The organism is Paracoccus sp. ME4 (assembly GCF_046736325.1).
In the GTDB taxonomy this organism is placed as follows: Bacteria; Pseudomonadota; Alphaproteobacteria; order Rhodobacterales; family Rhodobacteraceae; genus Paracoccus.
On record NZ_CP151277.1, the window covers coordinates 431,111 to 453,802 of the forward strand.

Consider the following 22,692-nt stretch of genomic DNA (forward strand, 5'->3'; position numbering starts at 1 on the left):
CATGACCACGATTTCCCGCGTCAGCACCGCGCAGCAATACGACACCCTTCTCGATGCGATGAAGAAGACCAAGGGCGACATCCAGTCGGTCACGCAGGAGATATCGACCGGCCTGGTGAGCGATGTCTACGAGACCAGCTCCGGGCGGACCGGCATAAGCCTGGAGCTGCGCAACAGCAAGGCGGTGGCGGACACCTACATCACGGCGAACACCCTGATCGCCGGAAAGATGGACACGGCCGCAAACCTCCTGGGCGCCGCGCGCGACACCGCACGCGATGTGCAGTCGGTCCTCATCCAGGACCAGGCCTGGATCAACGACCCGACCACGCTCAGGCAGACCGCCCGCGCCGCGCTCGAGGGCATCGTGACCCAGTTCAACACCGCATATGGGGGCGAATACCTCTTCTCCGGCCAGGCGACCGATACGCCCCCCTTCGTGGCCGATGGTGCCGGCGGCTACACATACCAGGGCGACGCGACAGGCGATTTCAGGGCGCGGATCGACGTGGATGCCGCAACGGCCCTGACCATCGCGCCACGCGCCGACAGTCCCGAGATCCGGGCGACGATCGATGCCCTGAGCGCGCTTGCCAACGCTGACTACGAGGCGATGAGCGTGGCCGACCGTGCGGCCTTCGGCGCATCCCAGATGGGCGCGCTCGGGGCGGGCCTCGATGGACTGATCGCCCTCGAAGCCGCGCATGGCAGCGCGCAGTCCACCCTGGAGGCGAAGATCGCCTCCCAGCGGAACCTGTCTGCCGGCTACAACAACACCATCATGGAGGTCGAGGGTGCCGACCCGGAGGAGGCGGCGACCCGGCTGGCCGCCTCCAAGGCCAAGCTGGATTCGACCTATGCGGTGACCGCGCAACTCTATCAGCTGTCCCTGCTCAACCACATCTGAGCGTTCCGCCCGGGCCCGAAGAGGCCCGGGTGCCATCCTGAAAGAATTCATGGAGGATTGCGTTGCGCATCTATTTCTGCGGCACCGCGGAATGGCCCGCTTCCCGGTTCAGGGGTCGGATCGGCCGCATCGACACGCTTGTCGAGGAGGTGGACATCGATGACGCATGCGACGGGCTCCACCACGCGCATCCGGATCTTGCCGGCCAGGTCCCGATCGTCCTGGCCCCGCGCAGGGATGCGGCCGAGCGGATCGGCCGCCTCCGCGCAAAGAGCCCGTCGAGCCCCATCCTCGTCATCGGCGCCGATGCACTGAATGCCCCACGGCTTCTGGATGCGGGTGCGGATGACGTCATCCGTCCGGATTGCGGGCCCGACGAGTTCATGGCCCGGATCCGTGCGGCCTGCCGCAAGCGTGCGCTCACCGAGCCGGAGAGCGGGGTCATCCGGGTCGGAGACCTGTGCTACGCGCCGGACGTGGGGAGCTTCAGCGTCGACGGGGTGGAGATCAATCTCACGCCCACGGAACGCAGCATACTGTCCTTCCTGATCGGCCATGCACCGAAGGCCGTTCCGAGGCAGGCGCTCTACGATGCGCTCTATGGCCTGAGCAGCGATCCGCCGCAGCCCAAGGCCGTCGACCTGCACATCTTCAAGATCCGCAGGAAGTTCGAGGAGCAGTGCCAGAGGCTTTTCGACCCGATCACGACCTGCAAGGGGCAGGGATACCGCATCTCGTTGGCGGGCTGAACGGCAGGATGCGTCTGGCGATGCGCCGGCATTCCTGCTAGAATGCGAAATTGAACTTCATTGATGGATTCCTCGATGCTCCGTGCCACGCTTGCCGCCGCTCTCCTGGCGATGTCCTCCATCGCGACCCCGGCCAGCGCGGATGTCCGGATCAAGGATATCGTGACCTTCGAGGGCGTCCGCGAGAACCAGCTGATCGGCTACGGTCTGGTCGTGGGCCTCAACGGGACCGGGGACGAGTTGCGCAATTCCAGCTTCACCCGGAAGTCCCTGGAAGGGATGCTGGGCCGTCTCGGCGTCGGCAATCTGTCCGACGAGGCGCTCAAGACGCGCAACACCGCGGCGGTCATGGTCACTGCGACCCTGCCGCCCTATGCGCGGCTGGGTAGCCCGATCGATGTGGTCGTGTCTTCGCTCGGCGATGCGAAATCCCTTCGTGGAGGCACGCTTCTCGTAACACCGCTGAATGGCGCGGACGGTCAGATCTATGCGGTCGGGCAGGGACCTGTCGCGGTCTCCGGCTTCAGCGCGCAGGGCAACGCGGCCTCCGTGACGGAGGGCGTGCCGACCGTGGCCCGCATCGAGAACGGCGCCATCGTGGAGCAGGAGATCGAATTCGACCTGGGCCGTATGGACAGCATCCGCCTTTCGCTGCGCCAGTCGGATGCCACCACCGCGAAGCGGATCACCGATGCCATCGCCCGCAGCGGGGTTGCCACGGCGAGCATGCTCGATCCGGGCACGGTCGAGGTGAGGCCCCGCGACGCTTCCAGCATTCCGGAGATGCTGGCCAGGATCGAGCAGATCAGCGTGACGCCGGACACCACCGCCCGGGTGGTCATCGACTCTAAATCCGGGACGATCGTGATCGGGGCGAATGTCCGCATCGGCGAGGTCGCCGTCTCCCAGGGCGGATTGACGGTCACAGTCCAGGAGGGCGCGGCGGTCGTTCAGCCGGCCCCGATCTCGGTGGGGGACACCGTCGTCATCCCCCAGACGCGGATCGAGGTGGAGGATGTCGACAGCGGCTTTGCGGTCCTGGACGGCGATGTCAGCCTGCGCCAGCTGGTCGACGGTCTCAACGCCATCGGCATCGGGGCCCGCCAGACCATCTCCATCCTTCAGTCCATCAAGGCAGCGGGCGCACTCCACGCCGACCTGGAGATCATCTGATGGATGCGCTCACCAAAGGTTTGGTGGGCCTCGACGCGGCGCGCGCGCCGCGGGCGCAGACCCCGAGATCCGCAGCCGCGGATGCCGCGACGGAGTTCGAGGCCATGATGCTGGGCACCATGGTCAATGACATGATGAAGGACACCATGCCCAAGACCATGAACGGCGGCATGGGAGAGGAGATGTTCCGCAGCGTCCTGGGCAACGAGATCGGCCGCATCATGGCCGAGACCGGCGGCATCGGGCTCGCGGAGCGGATCCGGGCATCCATGGAGAAGAGCGGAGGGGTTGAATGATCGTATCTCCCCGCGAGGCCATATCGCGGCTCGGCATCCGGTTGCGCGAGCGCAAGGCGCGTCAGGAGCATGAGGATGCCGGGGAGCGGGCCATCGTCACGGACGAGGACCTGTCCAATCTCGATGAATTCTCCGGACTGGTGCAGGAAACCGTCGATCTGCTCCGCTTGGAGAACGACGCGTTGCGGCTGGCCGACACCGGCCGGGTCGCGGCCTACTTTCGCAGGAAGCAGGAGCTGCTCCGGCTCCTGACGATCCGCCAGCCGATGATCGAGCCGCAGCTGAAGCTCGATCGCGAGGACATCCATGCGGTGAAGGTCCGCCTTCGCGCCCTGGCGGAGGAGCTGCGACTGAACGCCAACCTTATCGCGGGCGTGGCGGCCGCCTCTCACACCATCCTCTCGGAGGTGGACCGCATCCGCAAGCGTCAGAGCCTCGAGGGCGTCTATGACAAGACCGGAAGACTGCGGAAGGATCTGACAGGGGGTGACAAGCACTCTTTGCGAAAAATCTGATATTTCCTGCGCTATGGAAACCTCGAGGAAACCGAAGGAACCCTATAACGACTTTGCGAAAATTCGCATGGTGCTCAAAGCACCGGCTAAAGCAAGAACGCAAAGGACTGCCACATGACCTCGTTGATCACCAACTCGTCCGCGATGAACGCCCTCTCCGCGCTGCGCGACGTGAACAAGAACCTGGAGACGACCCAGGACCGCATCTCGACCGGCCTGAAGGTGTCCTCGTCCAAGGACAGCGCCGCCTATTTCCAGATCTCCAAGACGATGCAGGGCGACAGCGCCGTCTACGAGTCGATCAACGAGGGCCTGACCCTGTCCAAGAACTCGACCGCCTCGGCCCGCCTGGGCGCCGAGACGATCCAGGACCTGGCCAAGCAGTTCATGGAGAAGGTCGCCTTCGCCCAGGGCTCGAAGGGCGGCGAGGCCGAGATCGAGAACGACCTGAACGAGCTGGTCAAGCAGATGGAGACCACGCTGTCGCAGTCGACCTTCAACGGGGACGACATGCTGGGCGCCGGCGGCACCAACGCGGCTGACGGCACCGTCGATGCCGCGACCGGCGTCCTGACCCGCACCGGCGCGACCACCGAGGCGGCCGGCGAGCCGGCCATCGCCGCGGACCGCAACGTCGTGACCGGCATCACCCGCGCCGGTGGCACCTATGGCACCACCTCGATCACCGTCGGCACCTACGACATGAACAAGCTGGTCGGCGACTTCAAGGCGCTGGCGACCGACTTCGCGACCAATGCCGGCGACGGCACCACCGGCGAGGCCTTCCTGTCCGGCGCCCTGGCCTCGGCCGAAACCGTGCTGAGCGACGTCACCGACATCGCCACCAAGCTGGGTCAGTCGGAGAAGTCGATCGAGAACCAGCAGGAATTCCTGAACAAGGTCGTCGACAACATCGATACCGGCGTGGGCGCCATGATCGACGCCGACATGGAAGAGGAAGCCGCACGCCTGAAGGCCTTCCAGACGCAGCAGGCCCTGGCCACGCAGGCGCTGTCGATCGCCAACTCGGCGCCGCAGAACGTGCAGCAGCTGTTCCAGTAAGGCCGCGCGCCTGAAGAATGACATGGGGGCCGCGCCGTGGGGGCGGCCCCCATTCTCCTGTCCAGACCAGCGATCCATCCCAAAGCAGAAGCAGGGAGCAGACCATGAGCCTCAACGCCTATCGGCGCACCATCCGCGAAGTCGCGACCCCGCGCGAGACCGAGCGTCAGATCCTGTCGCGCCTGAACGGGCGGCTCTTCCCGATGATCGGCGCGTTCGACACGGCCGACAAGATCGACAGGCTGAGGATGCTGAGCGAGGGCCTGCGCGATGCGCTCGCCGACAACCTGAAATTCTGGATGGTGATCCGGCTCGACCTGATCTCGCCCAGCAATCAGCTGCCCCCGGCGCTTCGTGCCGACCTGATCTCGATCTCAAGCTTCGTCGAGCGCCATACCGCGGCGATCCTGGGCGGACGGGGCGACCTGAAGCCGCTGGTCGACATGAACGACAGCATCATCGGCGGCCTTTCCGGCCAGGCGACCGGGGTCGGATCATGAGCCTGCGCCTCAAGCTCCGCCCCGGCGAGAAGCTGATCATCAACGGGTGCATCCTGATCAACGGCCCGCAGCGGGCTTCCTTCGAGGTGGTCACGCGGGCCGACGTCCTGCGCGGCGACGAGATCCTCGAGGCCCGGACCGCCACGACCCCGGCCAGGTGCCTCGGCCTGCAGATCCAGGTGGCGCTCGTGAGCCCGGCGGACCGGGCGGAGGCGCTCGTGCAGATTGACCGTATCGCCAGGGATCTGTCCGGCATCCTCCTGGCCGATCGGGGTGAGCAGCTCGCAACGGTCATCCGGCTGGTCGAGGCGGGCGAGTTCTACAAGGCCTGGCGGGCGACGATCCCGCTGATCAGACACGAGGATGTGCTGATGAGGCGGATCCGTGAAACCGCGGGGGATGCGGCATGATCGACACCTCCGGCATGTCCTCCTTCCTGGCGCTGAAGCTGATCGGGCGGGAGCGTGACAAGTTCGAGACGAACATCGAGAAGGATCCCACCTCCAGACGCGAGATCGCCGCGTTCAGGGAGCGGATCGGCTCGATCGGCTCGGTCGAAGAGCTGACCGAGGATTTCGAGGTCTTCAGCTTCGTCATGAAGAGCTTCGGCTTCGAGGATCAGCTCTACGCCAAGGGCATGATGAAGAAGATCCTGGTCACGGACCCCGCGGAGAAATCCTCTCTGGCGGCAAGGATGAATTCCGGCGCCTTCAAGGTCATGGCCGAAACGCTGGGCTTCGGATCCGACGGCGCCGCGCCGGATGATTTCGGCAAGGCGGAATGGGTGGACGGTATGGTCGCCCGCTATATCGACCAGCGGCTCATAGACACGCAGACCGCGGTGAGCGCGACGGTCGGGGACGGTCTCTATTTCGAGCAGCACGCCGCCGATATGAAGAGCTGGTATTCGGTGCTGGCCGATGAGCGCATGTCAGCGGTGGTGCGCACGGCACTGGGGTTGCCCGAGGACCTCGGCAAGGCCAATATCGATGCCCAGGCGCGGCTCCTATCGAGGAAGATGGACATCGAGGACCTGCAGGATCCGGAGAAGGTCCAGTCTCTCCTGAGCAAATACGCCGCGATCAATGACGCGAACAGTGCCTACATGGCCGGGCAGGATTTGATCGCGAGCCTTTTCGGCAGCACCACCTCGAGCGGCTCCTGGAACAAGGTGACCATTGACCTGGAGGCGCTAACAGGATGGTCTGCTCCACGTTAAATGGTGCACGTTTCCTGATCGGGAAAGGGCCGGATCGATGATCCGGCCCTTTTTTCTCAACGATCCCTCAGCTGACGAATTCGTCCGCGCTGGTCGGAAGCCGGATCTGACCCTGGAGTGCCAGATCCATGGCCATGTCGATGATGTCGGCCTGCGCGCGCCGCGCCTCCTTCAGCGGAACCTGCGGCACCGCCTCCATCTCGGCCTGGACGTTCTCCCGGGCGCGCTGGGTGAGCGTTTCCAGGAACGCGTCCCGGACCGGTTTCTTGACACCGCGCAGCGCTAGGGTCAGCTGGGCCACGTCGCAGTTGCGGATCAGGCGGGACAGGCTGTTCCGGTCCAGCCTGATGAGGTCGTCGAAGGTGAACATGCGCTTCTTGATTTCGTCGAACGCTTCCGGCGAGGCCTTCGAGAGTTCTTCCGAGATGTCCTCGAAGACCGCGGCGTCCATCTTGTTGTAGATGTCCGCCATGCGCTGCGGCACGTCCTGGCCGCCCTTGCGGGTCGCGGATGCGAGGAACTCGGCCTGGACGGTCTCCTCGATCGCATCGAGCACGTGGCGTGGCAGCGTGTCGATCTTCATCATCCTGAGACTGATGTCGACCATGCGGTCCCGCCCGAAGAGCGGAATGGTCCGGGCGGCCACGTCCGGCTTGATCTTGGACATGATCGCGGCGATGGTCTGGGGGTGCTCGTCGCGCAGGTAATCCGCGATGGTCATCTCGCTGAGCGCATTGAAGCCCTCCCAGATGCTGCGGGTGTTGCGCGGGCCGCGCATCTCGTCGAGAAGATCGTCGATGCGCTCCGAGGGCAGCAGTCCGGCCAGGATGCGTTTTGCCTCCTCGGCCGAGCCGATGACGCCGGCCCCGTTCGACATGGTCTGGATGAATTCCTCGATGACCTTCTCGACCGCAGCGCCGGGCACGGTGCCCAGCGTCACGATCGCGCGGACGACCTGCTGCACCTCTTCCTCGCTGAGCATGGAGAGCAGCTTCTGTCCGCGGCCTTCCTCGCCCTGAAGGCACAGAACCAGGATCGCGGTCTTCTCGATGCCGCTCAGGTGTGGATTGTCGTCGGTGAGGAGCATGGGGGGTCTCAATATATTGCGTAGGACTGCATCAGCGAGCCGGCCAGCTTATACCAGCCGTCGATCAGCACGAAGAAGATGACCTTGAAGGGCAGGGACACCACCATGGGCGACAGCATCATCATCCCGGCCCCCATCAGGATCCCTGCCACGATCAGGTCGATGACGAAGAAGGGCACATAGATCAGGAACCCGATGGTGAAGGCGCGACGGAGCTCCGAGATCATGAATGCTGGGATCAGGGTGGACCAGGCCACGTCCGCTCGGTTCTCGGGCAGGATGCCGGAGATGTTGTCTGCGGCGGACATCACGTCCGCGCCCTCCTCCGCGGGGTCGGCACCGCCGGGCCGTCCCTCATGGGCCATCCGCACGAAGAGGGCCAGATCCGCCTCCCGGGTGTTCGCCAGCATGAAGCGGTGAAAGGGCTCCGCGGCGCGCTGGAAGGCCTGTTCTTCCGTGATGGATCCCTCCACCAGCGGCGAGATGCCATCCTCCCAGGCATCGGTGAAAACCGGCTGCATGACGAAGAATGTCATGAAGAGCGCCAGCGAGGTGATCACCATGTTCGGCGGGCTCTGGTTCAGACCGAGAGCCGAGCGCAGCATCGAGAAGACGATGACGAAGCGGGTGAAGGAGGTCAGGCAGATCAGGAGGCCCGGCGCCACCGCCAGGACCGTCATGAGCGCGAAGAGCTGTATCGCACGGCCGCTCAGCTCACCGCTCGACGTGCCTTGCGGGGAGGCCCCACCGAGCGCCTGCCCGAGCTGGCCGATGGCCTCTCCGATGCCGGCCGGCATGTCCTGCGCCATGACCAGGCCGGGGATGATGATAAGGGCCGCAGCAGCGACCGCGCCGAGGGTCCGCATCAGGCGGACTTGGGCAGGTATTCTTTGGTGATCTCGGTCATCTTGATCCCGAGGCCGCCGGTTTCGTCGATGCGGACGATCTCCCCGCGCGCGACCCGGCGACCGCCGATCTCGACATCGAGAAGCTGACCGAAGCGGCGGTCCAGCTCCACCACCGAACCGCTGGCCAGTTCCAGGATCTGGTTGACGGGCAGGCGGGCGGTCCCCAGGATCACCCGCATGTCCATCTCGATCGCCATGATGGAGAGCATGCCCTCATCGGATCGCGAGTCCGGAGTGTGGATTTCATTTTTCGCAAGATCGTCGATCGGGCTCTTGTCGGTGCTCATCGTGGGTAAATCTCCAGGTGTTCGTCTATCGGTCTGCAATGGGCGCTGACGCGATATCGTCGATCATATCTTTTATCGCATTCGTGAGGCGGCGGAAAGAGTATTCCGATCCTCCCGAGGGCCATTGCGCGGTGACATCGAGCGGGCCCAAGGCATCATCAGCCGTCAGGGTGAAACGCGACATGCGCTCCTCATCGAAGTCGAGCGACGCCAGGATCCGTCTGCGCACCGCCGGCATGATCTCCGGCGAGACCCTGATGCGGATGCGCTCCGCGCCCAGCGCATGCCGGCTGATCCGGTCGATCTCAGCCATGAGGTGATCCTGCCCCACAAGCGCCTCGACATGGGGGAGGAGCCGGTCGGCGACCCCCTTGAGAAAGCCACCCATGTCGCGCAGCACCGCGGCCCGATATTCGTCCCTCGCGCCGGAAAGCTCGGTCAGCGCGGCGGTCAGCGGGCCCATGGCCTCGCATGCCCGGGCTTCCGCACCGGCGAGCGCCTCGGCCCGCCCGGCATCGAGTCCCTCGGCATGGCCCACCCTGCGTCCTTCGGCCCGCGCCTCCTCGAGACGGACGCGGAGCTCTGCATCCGTGAGGACATGTCCGGGGGCGGCAAGCCGCGCCGCGTCGGCGGCAAGGGCGGCCTTTCGGCCTTCCTCGTCGAAATTACGGGTGAACAGGTTCATCTTTGACCATCAGGCTCGATTTCTGGTTCAGCCATCCGCGCATGATGCGGACGGATTCCTCCGGATTGGCATCGACCATCTCGCCGACCATCCTGATGTGCTTCTTCAGCACCCCACCGCTCACGGAGTGGATCTGCATGCGCTCGCCTTCGTCATCCTGGGTCGCACTCGCCGGGGCGGGATCCTGCACGGCCGTGTCCGTGTCCTCACCGCGCGGCATGCCCGTGGCCTGATCCATCGGCGCCGCCTGAGCGACCTGCATCCGATCATCGCCGAAGATTCGGCGCAGCACCGGCCGGAACAGGAAGATCGCCAGGATCAGCAGTGCGCCAAGAAAGATCCCCGCCTTGATCAGGAGGCCCAGATTGTCCTCGAGGAGGGACCGATACCAGGGCGTGTCGGACGCGAAGTCGTAGACGCCATCCGCGAACCTCAGGCTGCGCACCTCGAGCACGTCGCCCCGCTCCTCGCTCACACCTGCCGCGGAGCGGGCCAGGACCTCAAGATCTGCCAGCTCCTCGGCGGTGCGCTCGACATAGGTCTCGCCGTCCATGGTCCCGTTCACCAGGATCGCGACGCTCAGGCGGCGCAGTTCTCCCGGCTCGATGACACGCTCGGTGCGGGTATTGCCGATGACGTAGTCCGTCTCGTTCTGCGAGCGGCTGCGGTCCTCCTGGCTGGTCGAGCCGCTGCCTGCACCGGTCTCGAAGCCGGGCATGTTGTTCGCGACATCCACCGAGCCGCTCGATCCATCGCTGGAACTGTTCTGCTCGTCCATGGTCATGACGCGGGACGCCACCTGCTGGTCGGGGTCGTAGCTCTGCGAAACCTCGATGCGTCGTTCGGATGAGATGTCGGCCGTCACCCGGACACGCACATTCCCGGCCCCGACCCGCGCAGAGATGATGCTCTCGATGTTCGTGGCGATCCGGTCCTCGATGTTCAGCCGTTGCTCGGAACCGGCCGAGCCCGGGTTGTCGGACTCCGCGCTCAGGATGGTTTCGCCGCTTGCGGACAGGATCGTGACCCGGTCCGCCGCAAGGTCAGGAATGGCGTTCGCCACCAGGTTCCGGATCGCGATGGCATTCACCCGCTCGAGCGGCAGCCCGCGCGCGGTCTTGACCACGACGCTGGCCGACGCGACGGGTCGGTCCTGGGAGAAGGCCTCGCGCTCGGGCAGCACGATATGGACCCGGGCGTCCTCGACCGGCTCCATCGTCACGATTGAACGGATCAGCTCACCTTCGAGCGCGCGGAGGCGCTGAATGCGCTGCGTGAAACTGGTGGTGCCGAGTCCGGGAGATGCATCGAAGAGCTCCCAGCCCGGGACCGAATTTCCGACCAGGCCGGCGGAGGCGATCACCATGCGCGCGCGGGCGATGTCGCCGGAGGGCAGCATGACGGTGGCCCCGTCATTGCTGACCTGCGGCTTGTATCCTGCGGTCTCCAGCTCGGTCATGATCCGCGAGGCCTCCGTCGATGACAGGCCTGTCGAGAGCGGTCGGTATTCGGGCTGGACGAGATAGAGGGCGGCAATGACGGTGAAGGCGATGACCGCGGCTCCGACGCCGCCGAGCGCAATGAGCCTGCGCGTGCCCAGCGCCTTCAGGTTTTCGAGAATTTGCTTCACGTCAGTCTTTCATCCCGGGGTGATCCTGAAACGTTTTTTCCAGTCAACCGGCCAGATTGCGGGGCGGCTGGTCTTGTCAACGCATGGATAATCGTTGTAATTTCGCATAATGATCCTAGCTGACGCGTCCGGGGAATGGAAGAGCCCACCTCCGGATGCGTGCCAGAAAAGACGAATCCGATTTCCGACAAGGGCGACATGACCGACATTACCAATGACAGCGGCACGAAGCGGCCGAAGCGGCGCTTTGGCTTCCTGATGCTCATCGGCACGGCGGTGGTGATGCTCGGTGCAGGCGGTGCGGCGCAATACGTGACGGCGTCGACCGGCGATGGCCCGGTGAGCGGCCATGCGGAGGCGGCAGCACCGGTCCGCCATGAGCTCGAGATCGGACGGATCATCGTCAATGTCCGCCCGGGTGCGAATGGCTCGAAGGTCAGCCACCTGGTCATCGACCCGGTGCTGGAATATGTCACGCACGCCACCGATGGTGAGACAGTCGACGAATCCGCCATCGCGTCCCGAAAGAGCCATTTCCGCGACGCCTTCATCGACTATCTCGCCAATGTCAGCGAGGTCGAGGTGACCGGGAGCGCCGGGATGTCCGTCGTGCGCAGCGAACTGCTGCGCCGCGCGCGCCTTGTGGCCGGCAACGACGCTCCCAGCGCCGTCCTTCTCCAGGAATACATCCTGCAGTGAACACCCTGACAACCGGAAGCATCATGACCGCAGAAGCGCTGTCTCCCGAAGCGGAGATCATCGAGAAATCATCCTCGGGGATCCAGAAGTTCCCGATGCTCGACGTGTTCTTCGAGCGCATCCCGCTCGACACCTTGGCCGCCTTCAAGTCCCGCATGGGCCTCTACATCGAGGCCGAGTCGGATGCGGTGAGCTACGACACCTGGTCGCGCATCATCACGCATCTGCCGTCCTTCGGGGTGTGCGTCAGCGCCGATGCCGCGCCGTGGAACGGCAAGATCTTCGTGTGCATCGATCCGTCCGTCCTGTTTGCGGGGATCGAGACGCAGATGGGCGGCACGCCCGGTGCGGCCGTCCAGCCGGTCCGGCAGCCGACCCAGATCGAGCGGCGCATGGCGCGCAAGTTCGCCGAGGTCGTCATTGATGTGGTCGCGGAGAACTTCAGCCGCATCGCGCCGGTCCGTCTCTCGGTGGATACTGTCGAGGTCGTCCGGCAGGCGACCGCATCGCAGCCCGCGAATGCGCCGGTCGCCTGCTGCCCGATGAACGTGACCATCGGCGGGGTGTCCGGAAAGGTCTCCGTTCTGATCCCGATGGCCACGCTCGAGCCGGTCCGCGGGCCGATGTCGAAGATGTTTCTCGGTGAGAAGCTCGGCGACATCACCTGGCGCGAGCATATCCGGCGCAACATCGTCGAAAGTCATGTCGACCTGGTGGCGATTGCCTGCCAGACCAAGGTGAGCATGAACGACGCGCTGAGCCTGCGTCCGGGACAGATCATCGACCTGGGCATCCGGGATCTGCCGGAGGTGCGACTGCTCTGTGCCGGGACCGAGATCATGTATGGGGCGGGCGGCCGATGCGACGACGACCGCTACGCGGTCAAGATCGAGCGCGAGGCGATGGTCAGCACCGCCCGGACGGAGCCCGTGAGCGGGTTCTCCGCCGGCTTTTCCACGGAGGACCGGGCATGATCGACATGGCCCTCATCGCCATTCCGCTCGTCCTGCTGGGCTACTGCGTGGTGATCCATCGCAAGCTCTCCGCCTTGCGACACCAGCTCGAGGCCATCGGCCCGGCCCTCGCCGATGCGGCCCGTGCCATCGATCGCGCCGAGGAGGTCATGGTGCGGGCCCGCGCCATCAGTGGCGGGCCGGTCCCGGTCTCCGCGGAGGTCATCGAGCTGCAGCGCCGGACCGGCACCGGCGGCCCGGACCTCACCGAACGCTTCTTCGGGGGTCGCTGATGTCCCTCTTCGGTTTCCGCACCGTGATGGTCGCCGGCGCCATCGCCATGGGCGGCCTGGCGACCGCCAGGGCCATGCCGACCGATTTCGCCTGGGGCGAGATCGGCATCTGGGACCGCAGGGCCGGGGCGCAGGACGCGGCGCCGGCGGAGGGCGCGGAACCTGCATCCCTTCCGAGCTTCGATCCCGAGATCCTTGTGGCCATCGACCTGGAGCGAGATGCGCTGGACGCGCGCGCGCTCGAGCTCGACGAAAAGGAGGCCCGCATCGGGCTTGCCGGGATCGCGCTCGATCGCCAGGTCGAGGAGCTCGAGCGTCTCGAAGCCCGTCTCCGCGACACGCTGAAGACCGCGGACGATCAGCACGTGGCCGACATCACCCGGCTTGTCCGCATCTACGAGGCCATGAAGCCGCAGCAGGCCGGGGCGATCCTCGACAGCATGGATCTCGAGGTCTCGACACTGGTCCTCGCCGCCATGCCGGAGAAGAATGCCGGCCCCGTCATGGCCAACATGCGGCCGGTCCGGGCCCAGGCCATCTCGAAGATCATCTTCGAGCGCTCGAAGCTGCCGGGGGACCAGAACCTGGTGTCTGTGCGCATCGACTGAAGTCCGATCAACCCGGCAGATCTCCATTCTGCGAACATCGTTCGGGCTTCGGATTTTCGAAGCCCTGCGGTAGTTCGTGAGAGGACTCACGAAAGGTCTTACCCATGGCAACCCCCATCGAAACGATCACCAGCGACACCGTGTCCATCACCTCTGACCGGGCGCTGGCCGATGCGGTCGCTCAGGCGACCTGGACGCTGATGCTTCATGCCGACAGCGGGCTCTTCGACGGCACGCTGGAGCTGATGGACGCATCTGCCAGCGAGACGCTCCGCGCCTCGTTGTGGGAAGGCGCGAAGGCAGTGCGCGAACGCTCCGATGGCCTCCAGGATCTTGCGGATATTCTCGAAGACCATGAACTCCAGGGATGGGCATCAATGGTCTTCACGGAGGCCGCATCACGGGGTGGCGCGGCATATGTCCAGATCGGGCTGATGTCCGACGTGGATTGCTCTGATGCTGCGATGATCATCGAGGATTGGCAGACGCGCTACGAGCATGAGGAAGGCCCGTCTGCCGATTGAAATCACCTTTCGGATGAAGGAACCCGGCGCCAGGCCGGGTTTTTCATGGGCGCAGACGAGCCGAATGCCACGTCCGGATCACCATGGGGCGTGCCCGTGGCCCCATGGTGCGCTCACGCAGCAGCCATCAATCGTCGCGCAGCACCGTCTCCGGCGGCAACGGCCTGCGGATGCGCTGGCGCAACGCCATGATGTAGCCGATCAGGTCCGCGACCAGCGGCCAGTGCTCCTCCGGAATGGGCTGGTCGAGCTCGGCGCCGGCATGGAGCGCTCGGGCGAGCGGCCGGTTCTCCATCACCGGGATCTGATGCTCATGTGCGATCTCGCGGATCCTCGCGGCGAGGAGGTCGGTGCCCTTGGCCACGCAGACGGGCGCCATGTCCACGCCGCGCTCGTAGCGCAGCGCCACCGCGTAATGGGTCGGGTTGGTGATGATGATCGTGGCCTCCGGAACCGCCTTGCGGATCGGCCGACCGATGCGTCGGCGTGCCAGCTGCATGCGCCTGGCCTTGACCATCGGATCGCCCTCGGACTGCTTGTGCTCGTCCTTCAGCTCCTTCTGGGTCATCCGCTGCTTCTTGGCGAAGGACATCCGTTTCCAGATGTTGTCGAAGACCGCGACAGGGATCGTGATGAGGCAGATCGCCAGCAGGATCATCAGCGCGTCATGGCGCAGAAGGGCCGGAATGGTTTCGGGGAGCACCTCGCCGCCGGGCAGCATGCCGTCCAGCCGTCCCCAGACGATCCAGAGCGACAGGCAAACGATCAGGGTGAGCTTGACCAGATTCTTGGTGAACTCGACCAGGTTCTCCTTGCCGAGGATCTTCTTGATCCCCTTCAGCGGGCTCAGCTTGTGCCCCTTGGGCGTGATGCGCTCGATGCTCACCACGAAAGGGCCCTGGAGGGCGGCGGAGACCACCGCGCCGGCGCCCATCACGGCAAGGCACAGCGCGAAGAACGTTCCGGCCTGGATGAGCGGCGCGCCCATGAGCATCATCAGGTCGGATACGCCCTCCATGCCGCCGCCGATCACGCCGAGCTGCGGGGCCAGGAAGAGCTGTCCCAGCGCGTCGCCGAGGCCGGGCAGGGCCTTGCCCAGGATGAGCGCGGTGATGAAGGAGAAGCTGATCAGGGCCGCCACATGGCCGATCTCCTTGCTGATCGGAACATCGCCCTTCTCGCGAGCCTTGCGGATCTTCTGTTCGGAAGCATCGTGGGTCTTGCTGTCCTTGTCCTCCTCCTCGGCCATCTCAGCGCACCGGGTTGAGCGCCCAGCCGGCGAGATCGGCGCGCACCGCCTCGATCAGGCTCGGGAAGACGAAGGCCAGGACCAGAAAGCCGATGAGGATCAGCGCCGGGCCGGCCACGAAGAAGACCTGCAGGGAGGGCATCACCTTGTTGGCGATCCCGAGCGCCATGTTGGCCAGGACCGAGTAGATCATGAAGGGGGCTCCGATCATGGTGGCCATCCAGAACGCGTTGGCGCCGAGCCGGGCCAGCTGCTCGGAGATGTCGAAGAAACCCGCGGAACCCACCGGGATCAGGCCGTATGAGCGCACCGCGCCGATGATCATCACGTGATGGGTGTTGGTTGCCAGGATCACGGCGATCAGCCCCATATGGATCATGGCCGCCACGGAACTGCCGCCCTCCGTGACGCCGTCATTGGGCGCAAACGAGTTCGAGAGGCCGGCATAGAATCCGAACTTGCCCCCGAAAATCTGCACCGCCGAGAGGATCACCCGCATGGCCAGCGCGAAGAATAGGCCCACAGCCACCTCCAGGCCCAGGACCGGCACCAGCAGCGCCGGGTGTGCCACGATCGTCTGCCCCCCCGACAGCGGGGTCGCGAGCAGGGATATCATGATCGCGAGCGCGACACGCACGCGGGCCGGGTAACGGGTTTCGCCCAGCGCCGGCATCATGATGATGAAGGTGCCGATGCGAGCGAAGACCACGAAGAACGCCTGGATCTCCATGGAGAAGTCCGGGATCATGCGGCCGCATCCCCGATCACCGCCATGGTGCGGGTCGCACTGTTGCGGCTGATCTCCGGATAGGCGAGCACCGCGGTCATCGGGGCCACCCGCTCCAGCATGGCCCGGACGATCGGACGGTAGTTGGCGTTCACGAGGATCGCCGGCCATTCGTCCTTGGCCGCGAACCTGCCGGCGGCCACCTTGCAGGCCAGCACGAACTCCTGGACCTTTTCCGGGTCCATGGGACAGTTGAAGTCTCCATTCGCGCTGATCGTGACGCAGCGTGCGAACTCCGCCTCCCATTTGGGCGCCAGGGTCATCACGGGGATGTAGCGGGATTTCGCGTCGTGATTATGGGCATTCGCACCCGGACGCACCACCTCCGCTTCCTTGGAGATCTGCGCCGAGAGCGCGCGGCGGACCTGCTCGGTGATCAGGGTCAGGCTCTTGGTGGAGCCGCCCGCATCCGCCATGGCCTCCACGATGCGGGGCAGGTTTCGGATCGAGACCCGCTCTCGCAGCAGGTTCTGGAGGACATGCTGCAGCAGGATCTTCGGGGAGGCGCCCGGAATGTCGCCGAGCAGCTTCTGGTAATCCTTGTCGAGCCCCTCGATGAGCTCGTTGACGCTGGCATAGGTCATCAGCTCCGGCATGTTGTCCTTGATGACCTCGATGAGATGCGTGATGACCACGTCGTCATCGTTCACCGCCGTATAGCCGCGGCGCTCGTAATCGGCAGCCTTCGAGGAGGTCACCCAGATCGCGGGCAGGCCGAATGCCGGCTCCTGGACCCGCTTGCCGGCCGCCGCGCCGAGCTCTGCGCCGGGATCGAGCACGAGGCGAGATCCCACCTGGATCTCTCCGCCCGCGACCTCGACGCCCTGAATGCGGATCGCGTAACGGTCCGCCGCGAAGCTGGAGACGTCCGAGATCCGGACTGCGGGCAGCAGGAAGCCGTATTCCTTCAGGAAGACGTTGCGGAGGTTGCGCACCTTTTCGGGCAGGGCCGCGTCCTGCTCGTTCACCATCATGACCAGGCCTGAGCCGAGGTCGAGCTGGATCGTGTCGAAGCGGGGCTTGGCGGCCTCGCTCGCGTCCGCATGGTTCTCGGACGCCTTGCGGTGCTGTTCCTGACGGCGCTTCTCATCCTCGGCCTTCCGGCGGCCGTGATCGGAAAGCGCCGCCAGCGTCAACACGGACAGGGCCACGAGCGTGAAGATCAGGAACGGGAATCCGGGAAGGAGGCCCAGGAAGAAGACCAGCGCCGCGGTCATGATCAGCGGCTTCGAACCGGCGGTCATCTGGGTGCCGATGATCTCGCTCGCCGAGCCATCCATGTTGCCCTTGGCGACCACGAGACCGGCCGCGATCGAGACGATCAAAGCCGGGATCTGGGAGACGAGACCATCGCCGATGGTCAGGATCGTATAGGTGGAGACCGCGTCCATGAATGGCATTCCGCGGAATGCCACGGCAATCAGGATGCCACCGACGATGTTCACGCCGATGATGATCAGCGCCGCGACCGCATCGCCGCGCACGAACTTGGCCGCGCCGTCCATGGCACCGAAGAAACCGGCCTCCGCCTCGACCTCCTTCTGACGCTTGCGCTTCTCGGACTCGTCGATCAGGCCCGCGCTGAGGTCGGCATCGATCGCCATCTGCTTGCCGGGCATGGCATCCAGCGAGAAGCGCGCGGAGACCTCCGCGATCCGGGTCGAGCCCTTGGTGATGACGATGAAGTTGATGACGATCAGGATCGCGAAGATGATGGCGCCGATCACGTAGTCGCCCCCCACGACGAAGCTCGCGATGCCCGCGATCACGTTGCCGGCCGCGTCCGTCCCGGTATGCCCCTCCGCCAGGATGAGGCGGGTCGAGGCGACGCCCAGCGCCAAACGCATGATGGTGACGACCAGGAGCAGCGTCGGGAAGGAGTTGAACTCGAGGGGCTTGCGGATCCAGAGCGCGACCATGAGGATCATGATCGACACCGCGAAACTGAGCGCGAGCCCCAGATCCAGCAGGATCGGCGGCAGCGGCACGAAGAGGACGGCCAGGATCGCGCAGATGCACACCGCGAAGGCGATATCCGGGTGGCGGCTGAGGCCGCTCAGAGGGCCGGCAAGGCGATCGACGAGGGCATTTCTTCTGGAGGACATGAGCTAATCCGCGGTAATGGTCCTTGTGCCCCGCACGAGGAGAGATCAGGTTCGTCGCGTCGGGTATGCGAAAATCCGTATATAGATAGCAGATCGGACAGGGGCCCTAAAGCGCAAAAGCCACAGGGGAGCTCATGATTGTTTCGGTTTTTCCGATAGTCGCATTATCGTCGGTCCAGCCCATGCCATTGCCGGACACCCACCGATGACCACTGAATGCCCTGACCTGGCCGATGGGCCGCTCGACACCACCTTCCGACCCCGCACGGATCACGGGCTCAACCTGCCGGAGGGCACGGTCGTCCTGTCCGCGAAGTTCGGCCGCCAGCGCGCCGACATCTGGCTCGAGGCCGGACCGAGGCAGATCTGGAACCGGGACGCGGAAGGCCGGACCGTGCAGATCGGGGAGCTCGACCATCAGGTCTGGCGCATCTCTGCCGGATACGGGTCCATCGCTTCCTGCGAGAAGGTCGCCAAGTTCCGTGCCGAGGAGATCGCGCGGGAGGTCTGGGGGCTGCCGCCGAAGCCGCCGGCCCATTCCGTCACCGGCCGGGAGGTCGCCGACGACATGGCCATCCTGAACCGCCAGAATGCGGAGGCCATTGCGCTCCATCGCGACTGGGAGGCCCGGCTCGCCCACCGTCCCGAGCCCGAACCGGGATTTTGAAGCCCGTCGCTCCGCGGTCGGGCCTCAGCCCGGAAAGCTCGCCAGGTTCGACAGGACCGGCTCGATCGGCCGCGCCGAATAGATCGACATGTTTCCGGTCACACCGTCAGCCTCGATCGTTCCCCAGCCGAAGCCGTGGCGCTCGAACTGCTCCATCGCCGGGGCGCCCTCGCCGGTGAGGCTGGCCGCGAGACGGTCGAATTCGTCGCTGCTGGCCTCCAGGCCTGCGCTGGCGATGCGGCCGCCGAGGGTGGCGGCCATCTCGAGATTGGTCTGCACCCCGGACAGGTAGCGGCTGTGCCGCTCCGGATCCTTCGAGTGGTAGTTGCCGGCCGCAACCATCCAGTCTCCGCTTTCCGCCTGCAGCTCCGATAGGAAGCGGGCCGCGTAATCGGCGTTGCGGGCCGGATCGAAGGAGGCCTCGATCGATCCGAAGGCATCCGGATGCCAGCGGCGGTTGATCTGCAGGCAGCCGGTGTCGATCGACGCGGCGCCGCGCGCCTCTTCGGATTTCACGAAGCGGACCGCGTCCTCGCGGCTTTCGAAGATGTAGCCCTTGCCGCCTGAATTGACGGACCAGGGCCAGATCGTGACCTGGCCCTCGCGCCGGGTCCCGGCCTCCTGCAGTCCGATGGCCAGAAGGAGGTTCGCCGGTATGCCGTAACGGGCCTCCGCCGCGCCGATGGCCAGCATGCAGGCGTCCAGATCCTCGCTGCGCGCGGCCGGGGGGGGCGACACCGCGGCCGCAAGACCGGCCAGGTCCTCGGGCAGGGTGTCCGCGCTGAGTGACGGCAGCGCCTCTCCCAGAGAGGGAATGCCGCCCGCGAGCAGCGCAGCAGTCATCCTGTCCGCCCGGTCCGGGCTCACCTGTGGGGGCGAGGCGGGTTCGGCAGCCTGCCGCCCCAGAGTGCGGACATAGGGCTCATTGAAGGCATAGAGCCCCTTGAAGGGCTCGGCCGCGAGCGTGGCCGGGATGAGCGACAGGATGACCGCGGTGAGCGTGCCGCGCATCAGAAGCCGTCCTGCATGATCAGGGCGAAGACCTGGTCGCTCAGCCCGATCAGGGTTGCGTAGATGAGCGGCAGGGAGGCCAGCAGCGCCAGCAGGATCACCAGGACCTTCGGCACGAAGGTCAGGGTCATCTCCTGCACGGAGGTCAGCGCCTGAAAGAGCGCGATGGCCAGCCCTGTTCCCAGGGCGGCAAGCAGGACCGGCCCCGAGCCGATCAGGATCGACCAGATCGCGGAGGACAGCAGCTGATAGACGTCAGCCGCCTCCATCACACCGCCATCCGAAGGACTTCCTGATAGGCCTCGACCAGCTTGTCGCGCACCGCGACGGCGGTCTTCAGCGTGGTTTCCATCTCCATGGTGGCCTGGATGACGTCCTGCATGGGCAGCTCGCCACGAATGCCGGCGGAGGCCGCCGCATCGCCGGCGCGCACCGTCTCCATCGCCTCCGAGGTCACCCTCTCCAGCATGTCCGCGAAGCTCGGGCCGCCGGCGGCGGGGGTGGCGGAGCCGGGGATCAGGCTCGCGGCACGGTAGGCGCCGGCGACGCCGCCGATGGACATTGCATTGTCGTTCATCTCAGTTGCCCATCATGCTCAGGAGTTGGGATTTCATGCGGCGGCCGGCCTCGACCATGTTCAGGTTGGCCTCGTAGGAGCGGGAGGCCTCGCGCATGTTGGCCAGCTCCACCATCGCATTGACATTCGGTGTCTTCACATACCCGGCCACGTCCGCCGCCGGGTGGCCGGGCTCGTATTTCATCCCGAACTGGCTCGGGTCCTCGCCGATGCCCTCGACCGCCACCGTTTCGGCCCCTGAGGCCGCATCGACCGCGGCGGCGAAGTCGACCGTCTTGCGACGGTAGGGGTCCGCTCCCGGCGTGGTGCCGGTGGTCTGGGCATTCGCCATGTTCTCGGAAATCACCCGCATGCGCAGGGATTGCGCACGCATTGCGGAGCCGGCGGTCACGCCGATGGCTGCCAGGTCGTCCATGTCTGTCCAATCCAATTCGTAGGTCTGGCCCGTGGCCGGTTAGTTGCTGGATATCGCGATGCCAAGGAGGCCATGCGCCTTCTTGTAGAGCTCGCTGGCGAGCCGGTGCTCGCTCTCGGTGCTGTTGGCCAGGAACTGCTGTTCCTCGAGCACCACCTGGTTTCCGTCGAAGCTGCCGCCCCAGCTGCTCGAGGCCTCCTCGCTGCGGACCGCGGTTGCCGGATCGTGCATCCGGTTCCTCAGGTGATCCTCGAAGGAGACCACGTCGCGGCCGACGAAGTCCGGCGTGTCCGCATTGGCCATGTTCCGGGAGATCTGGGCCTGGCGGGCTTCGGCCCATCGCATCTTCTCAGAGGCAAGACCCATCCAGCCCTTGTCGAATATGTCCATGATCTGCCAGGTTCTCCGACGGCCAAGTATGCGAAAAGTAGAAGCACGTTACCATCTCGGCACGGTTGGTGGAAGCCAAAAAACAGGAAGGTCCCCTTCAAGCGATGGGTTCTGGACACATTTTCGCATTGCAATCCGCCAGTTTGATGATAGATTTAATTCTCGGGTCGGGCCCAACCTCGCGTCCCCAATACTGCCAAACGGGCCCATTCTGGACTTCTCTGAACGACAGCAACGGTTCGAACCAATGCTTGCGGCAGGGCGCAACGGGGACAGCTTCCGGGAAGTCGCAAGCGGCAGGAGACGAACCATGCCCATCACCCTGAACCACCGCGCGCTTTCCGCGCTGGCGAAATCCGTCAGCGGCGACATGAAGCACACCCAGAAGCTCGATGCCTTCGCAAAGGCGCTCGGCTACGCCACCAGCGCGGCGCTCATGGAGCGCGCCCGTGCCGAGGAGCCCCGGCAGGAGATCGATACTGCAAGGCTCGTGCGGAACGCGCTTGAAGAGGCGGCGTCGCTCGCCGCACGTCTCCGCGACAGCTCCGCCGTGTCGACCGCCGAGATGTCGCGCCGCATTCTCGCTCTCGGTGACCCGTCTCCCGGCCTGGATCTCCAGCCCGGCACGCCCGTCCTCGGCCGCATCACCACGGATGATGGCAAGATGCAGGCGGATGTCGATGCGCGTGCCTGGCTGCTCTCGCTGAACAACGAGGAGATCCGGGGGCTGATCGTCGAGGACTACAATACCGGTTACGTGAGCGACGGACTTCTTGCCTATGCCCAGGCGAACTGCCCGGATGAGGTCGCGGAGCTGTCCGCGCACCTGGAAGCCCTTTCTCGCATCGGAGGGGATGCGGGTTTTGCCGTGGAGCTGCGCGAGGCGGACGTGATCCGCTTTCTGGCCGCGCACCGGCCTGACCCGCACGGCGGGATGGAGAGCATGATCGCGGACGGGCTGATCGACGTGGACATCGAGGCACTTCGTGGCGCGCCGGTCTCGGTTCGCAACGATGTGCTGATCACCGTCTCCTGCCTCGTTGGTCGCGACCAGCTGGACCCGGAGGATCAGGATCCTGACGGGGATGACGCCATCGGCGGGCACTTCCGCTACACGGTGGTCAGCGATGCGCCTATCAGTGCCCCCCTGGCGTTCGAAAGGGCGCTCGATGCGTATCATGACGACTACGCGATCGCGAATCTCGACCATTACGAGATCGTGCCGTCCCTGTTCGTCGAGGAGAATGCACCCGATGAGCTGGTCGATCACGGCACCATCGAGGTGGATGCCCCGCTCGGCTTCGACGAGGAGCCCGACGCGGATGGGGTAGCGCCGTCGCCGGCCTGATCGTCTCGAGGAAGGTGCGCCCCGCGGGGCGCGCCTTCACCGCTCGGA

The 22,692-nt window shown here is 65.4% G+C and carries 29 protein-coding genes; 16 read left to right on the forward strand and 13 right to left on the reverse strand.

All coding sequences use genetic code 11. From position 1 onward, the window contains the following. Window position 1: 1 nt before the first annotated feature. The 9 genes from AACG61_RS17910 to AACG61_RS17950 all read left to right on the forward strand — a co-directional run bounded on the left by AACG61_RS17910 (window position 2) and on the right by AACG61_RS17950 (window position 6,421). Window positions 2-907, forward strand: a complete 906-nt coding sequence (locus AACG61_RS17910) for a flagellin (RefSeq protein WP_411839720.1) — start codon at window positions 2-4, stop codon at window positions 905-907. Window positions 908-969: 62 nt separating this feature from the next. Beyond that, the gene (locus tag AACG61_RS17915; RefSeq protein WP_411839721.1) at window positions 970-1,656 is read left to right on the forward strand and encodes a response regulator transcription factor; all 687 of its coding nucleotides are present in this window, start codon (window positions 970-972) and stop codon (window positions 1,654-1,656) included. A gap of 63 nt (window positions 1,657-1,719) precedes the next feature. Then, a complete protein-coding gene (locus AACG61_RS17920; protein WP_411839722.1) occupies window positions 1,720-2,829 on the forward strand; it encodes a flagellar basal body P-ring protein FlgI in 1,110 nt (369 codons plus the stop codon). Then, complete coding sequence (locus AACG61_RS17925; protein ID WP_411839723.1) at window positions 2,829-3,125, forward strand: rod-binding protein; 297 nt, start codon at window positions 2,829-2,831, stop codon at window positions 3,123-3,125. The genes AACG61_RS17920 and AACG61_RS17925 overlap by 1 nt, the downstream gene beginning before the upstream one ends. Before the next feature lie 41 nt (window positions 3,126-3,166). Next, window positions 3,167-3,640, forward strand: coding sequence for a hypothetical protein (locus AACG61_RS17930; RefSeq protein WP_411839724.1), 474 nt, complete (start codon window positions 3,167-3,169; stop codon window positions 3,638-3,640). 114 nt (window positions 3,641-3,754) lie between these two features. Beyond that, complete coding sequence (locus AACG61_RS17935) at window positions 3,755-4,702, forward strand: flagellin (RefSeq protein WP_411839725.1); 948 nt, start codon at window positions 3,755-3,757, stop codon at window positions 4,700-4,702. A gap of 104 nt (window positions 4,703-4,806) precedes the next feature. Further along, window positions 4,807-5,202, forward strand: a complete 396-nt coding sequence (locus AACG61_RS17940; RefSeq protein ID WP_411839726.1) for a flagellar biosynthesis regulator FlaF — start codon at window positions 4,807-4,809, stop codon at window positions 5,200-5,202. After that, window positions 5,199-5,612, forward strand: a complete 414-nt coding sequence (locus AACG61_RS17945) for a flagellar biosynthesis repressor FlbT (protein ID WP_411839727.1) — start codon at window positions 5,199-5,201, stop codon at window positions 5,610-5,612. Before AACG61_RS17940 ends, AACG61_RS17945 begins: the two co-directional genes overlap by 4 nt. Next, the gene (locus tag AACG61_RS17950) at window positions 5,609-6,421 is read left to right on the forward strand and encodes a DUF1217 domain-containing protein (RefSeq protein WP_411839728.1); all 813 of its coding nucleotides are present in this window, start codon (window positions 5,609-5,611) and stop codon (window positions 6,419-6,421) included. The genes AACG61_RS17945 and AACG61_RS17950 overlap by 4 nt, the downstream gene beginning before the upstream one ends. A gap of 67 nt (window positions 6,422-6,488) precedes the next feature. Here AACG61_RS17950 and AACG61_RS17955 read toward each other — a convergent pair whose 3' ends face one another. The 5 genes from AACG61_RS17955 to fliF all read right to left on the reverse strand — a co-directional run bounded on the left by AACG61_RS17955 (window position 6,489) and on the right by fliF (window position 11,018). Then, window positions 6,489-7,508, reverse strand: a complete 1,020-nt coding sequence (locus AACG61_RS17955; RefSeq protein WP_411839729.1) for a flagellar motor switch protein FliG — start codon at window positions 7,506-7,508, stop codon at window positions 6,489-6,491. An 8-nt stretch (window positions 7,509-7,516) separates the two neighbouring features. Next, window positions 7,517-8,374, reverse strand: a complete 858-nt coding sequence (locus tag AACG61_RS17960; RefSeq protein WP_411839730.1) for a flagellar type III secretion system pore protein FliP — start codon at window positions 8,372-8,374, stop codon at window positions 7,517-7,519. After that, window positions 8,374-8,625 carry a FliM/FliN family flagellar motor switch protein gene (locus tag AACG61_RS17965; protein WP_411839731.1) on the reverse strand — a complete coding sequence of 84 codons (252 nt, stop codon included), beginning with the start codon at window positions 8,623-8,625 and terminating at the stop codon, window positions 8,374-8,376. Before AACG61_RS17965 ends, AACG61_RS17960 begins: the two co-directional genes overlap by 1 nt. Window positions 8,626-8,728: 103 nt before the next feature. After that, a complete protein-coding gene (locus AACG61_RS17970) occupies window positions 8,729-9,388 on the reverse strand; it encodes a hypothetical protein (protein WP_411839732.1) in 660 nt (219 codons plus the stop codon). Then, a complete protein-coding gene (fliF, locus tag AACG61_RS17975; protein ID WP_411839733.1) occupies window positions 9,369-11,018 on the reverse strand; it encodes a flagellar basal-body MS-ring/collar protein FliF in 1,650 nt (549 codons plus the stop codon). Before fliF ends, AACG61_RS17970 begins: the two co-directional genes overlap by 20 nt. Window positions 11,019-11,153: 135 nt before the next feature. On the opposite strand from fliF, the gene fliL reads away from it, so the two are divergent. From fliL to AACG61_RS18000, 5 genes are all read left to right on the forward strand, one after another. Beyond that, complete coding sequence (gene fliL, locus AACG61_RS17980; protein ID WP_411839734.1) at window positions 11,154-11,717, forward strand: flagellar basal body-associated protein FliL; 564 nt, start codon at window positions 11,154-11,156, stop codon at window positions 11,715-11,717. Between the two features lie 23 nt (window positions 11,718-11,740). Continuing rightward, window positions 11,741-12,691 carry a flagellar motor switch protein FliM gene (locus tag AACG61_RS17985; RefSeq protein WP_411839735.1) on the forward strand — a complete coding sequence of 317 codons (951 nt, stop codon included), beginning with the start codon at window positions 11,741-11,743 and terminating at the stop codon, window positions 12,689-12,691. Further along, the gene (locus AACG61_RS17990; RefSeq protein WP_411839736.1) at window positions 12,688-12,963 is read left to right on the forward strand and encodes a hypothetical protein; all 276 of its coding nucleotides are present in this window, start codon (window positions 12,688-12,690) and stop codon (window positions 12,961-12,963) included. The genes AACG61_RS17985 and AACG61_RS17990 overlap by 4 nt, the downstream gene beginning before the upstream one ends. After that, window positions 12,963-13,571 carry a MotE family protein gene (locus AACG61_RS17995; RefSeq protein WP_411839737.1) on the forward strand — a complete coding sequence of 203 codons (609 nt, stop codon included), beginning with the start codon at window positions 12,963-12,965 and terminating at the stop codon, window positions 13,569-13,571. Before AACG61_RS17990 ends, AACG61_RS17995 begins: the two co-directional genes overlap by 1 nt. A gap of 104 nt (window positions 13,572-13,675) precedes the next feature. Next, window positions 13,676-14,095 (forward strand): hypothetical protein, encoded by a 420-nt coding sequence (locus tag AACG61_RS18000; RefSeq protein WP_411839738.1) that lies wholly within the window; start codon window positions 13,676-13,678, stop codon window positions 14,093-14,095. A 127-nt stretch (window positions 14,096-14,222) separates the two neighbouring features. Here the strand turns inward: AACG61_RS18000 and AACG61_RS18005 are convergent, their stop codons facing one another. From AACG61_RS18005 to AACG61_RS18015, 3 genes are read right to left on the reverse strand one after another with little or no spacing between them, the layout of a single operon-like run. Further along, a complete protein-coding gene (locus AACG61_RS18005; RefSeq protein ID WP_411839739.1) occupies window positions 14,223-15,344 on the reverse strand; it encodes a flagellar biosynthesis protein FlhB in 1,122 nt (373 codons plus the stop codon). 1 nt (window position 15,345) lies between these two features. Next, complete coding sequence (locus AACG61_RS18010) at window positions 15,346-16,092, reverse strand: flagellar biosynthetic protein FliR (RefSeq protein ID WP_411839740.1); 747 nt, start codon at window positions 16,090-16,092, stop codon at window positions 15,346-15,348. Next, the gene (locus AACG61_RS18015) at window positions 16,089-18,236 is read right to left on the reverse strand and encodes a flagellar biosynthesis protein FlhA (protein ID WP_411839741.1); all 2,148 of its coding nucleotides are present in this window, start codon (window positions 18,234-18,236) and stop codon (window positions 16,089-16,091) included. Before AACG61_RS18015 ends, AACG61_RS18010 begins: the two co-directional genes overlap by 4 nt. 205 nt (window positions 18,237-18,441) lie before the next feature. Here AACG61_RS18015 and AACG61_RS18020 point away from each other — a divergent pair, with 205 nt between their 5' ends. Then, a complete protein-coding gene (locus AACG61_RS18020; protein WP_411839742.1) occupies window positions 18,442-18,903 on the forward strand; it encodes a hypothetical protein in 462 nt (153 codons plus the stop codon). Between the two features lie 24 nt (window positions 18,904-18,927). Here the strand turns inward: AACG61_RS18020 and AACG61_RS18025 are convergent, their stop codons facing one another. From AACG61_RS18025 to AACG61_RS18045, 5 genes are read right to left on the reverse strand one after another with little or no spacing between them, the layout of a single operon-like run. Further along, a complete protein-coding gene (locus AACG61_RS18025) occupies window positions 18,928-19,914 on the reverse strand; it encodes a lytic transglycosylase domain-containing protein (RefSeq protein WP_411839743.1) in 987 nt (328 codons plus the stop codon). Beyond that, complete coding sequence (locus AACG61_RS18030; RefSeq protein WP_411839744.1) at window positions 19,914-20,183, reverse strand: flagellar biosynthetic protein FliQ; 270 nt, start codon at window positions 20,181-20,183, stop codon at window positions 19,914-19,916. Before AACG61_RS18030 ends, AACG61_RS18025 begins: the two co-directional genes overlap by 1 nt. After that, on the reverse strand, window positions 20,183-20,491 hold the full coding sequence (locus tag AACG61_RS18035; RefSeq protein WP_411839745.1) for a flagellar hook-basal body complex protein FliE: 309 nt from the start codon (window positions 20,489-20,491) through the stop codon (window positions 20,183-20,185). Before AACG61_RS18035 ends, AACG61_RS18030 begins: the two co-directional genes overlap by 1 nt. Window position 20,492: 1 nt before the next feature. Next, window positions 20,493-20,906, reverse strand: coding sequence for a flagellar basal body rod protein FlgC (gene flgC, locus AACG61_RS18040; protein ID WP_411839746.1), 414 nt, complete (start codon window positions 20,904-20,906; stop codon window positions 20,493-20,495). A gap of 39 nt (window positions 20,907-20,945) precedes the next feature. After that, a complete protein-coding gene (locus AACG61_RS18045) occupies window positions 20,946-21,296 on the reverse strand; it encodes a flagellar basal body rod protein FlgB (protein WP_411839747.1) in 351 nt (116 codons plus the stop codon). Between the two features lie 310 nt (window positions 21,297-21,606). On the opposite strand from AACG61_RS18045, the gene AACG61_RS18050 reads away from it, so the two are divergent. Next, window positions 21,607-22,644, forward strand: a complete 1,038-nt coding sequence (locus tag AACG61_RS18050; RefSeq protein WP_411839748.1) for a hypothetical protein — start codon at window positions 21,607-21,609, stop codon at window positions 22,642-22,644. Window positions 22,645-22,692: the final 48 nt, after the last annotated feature.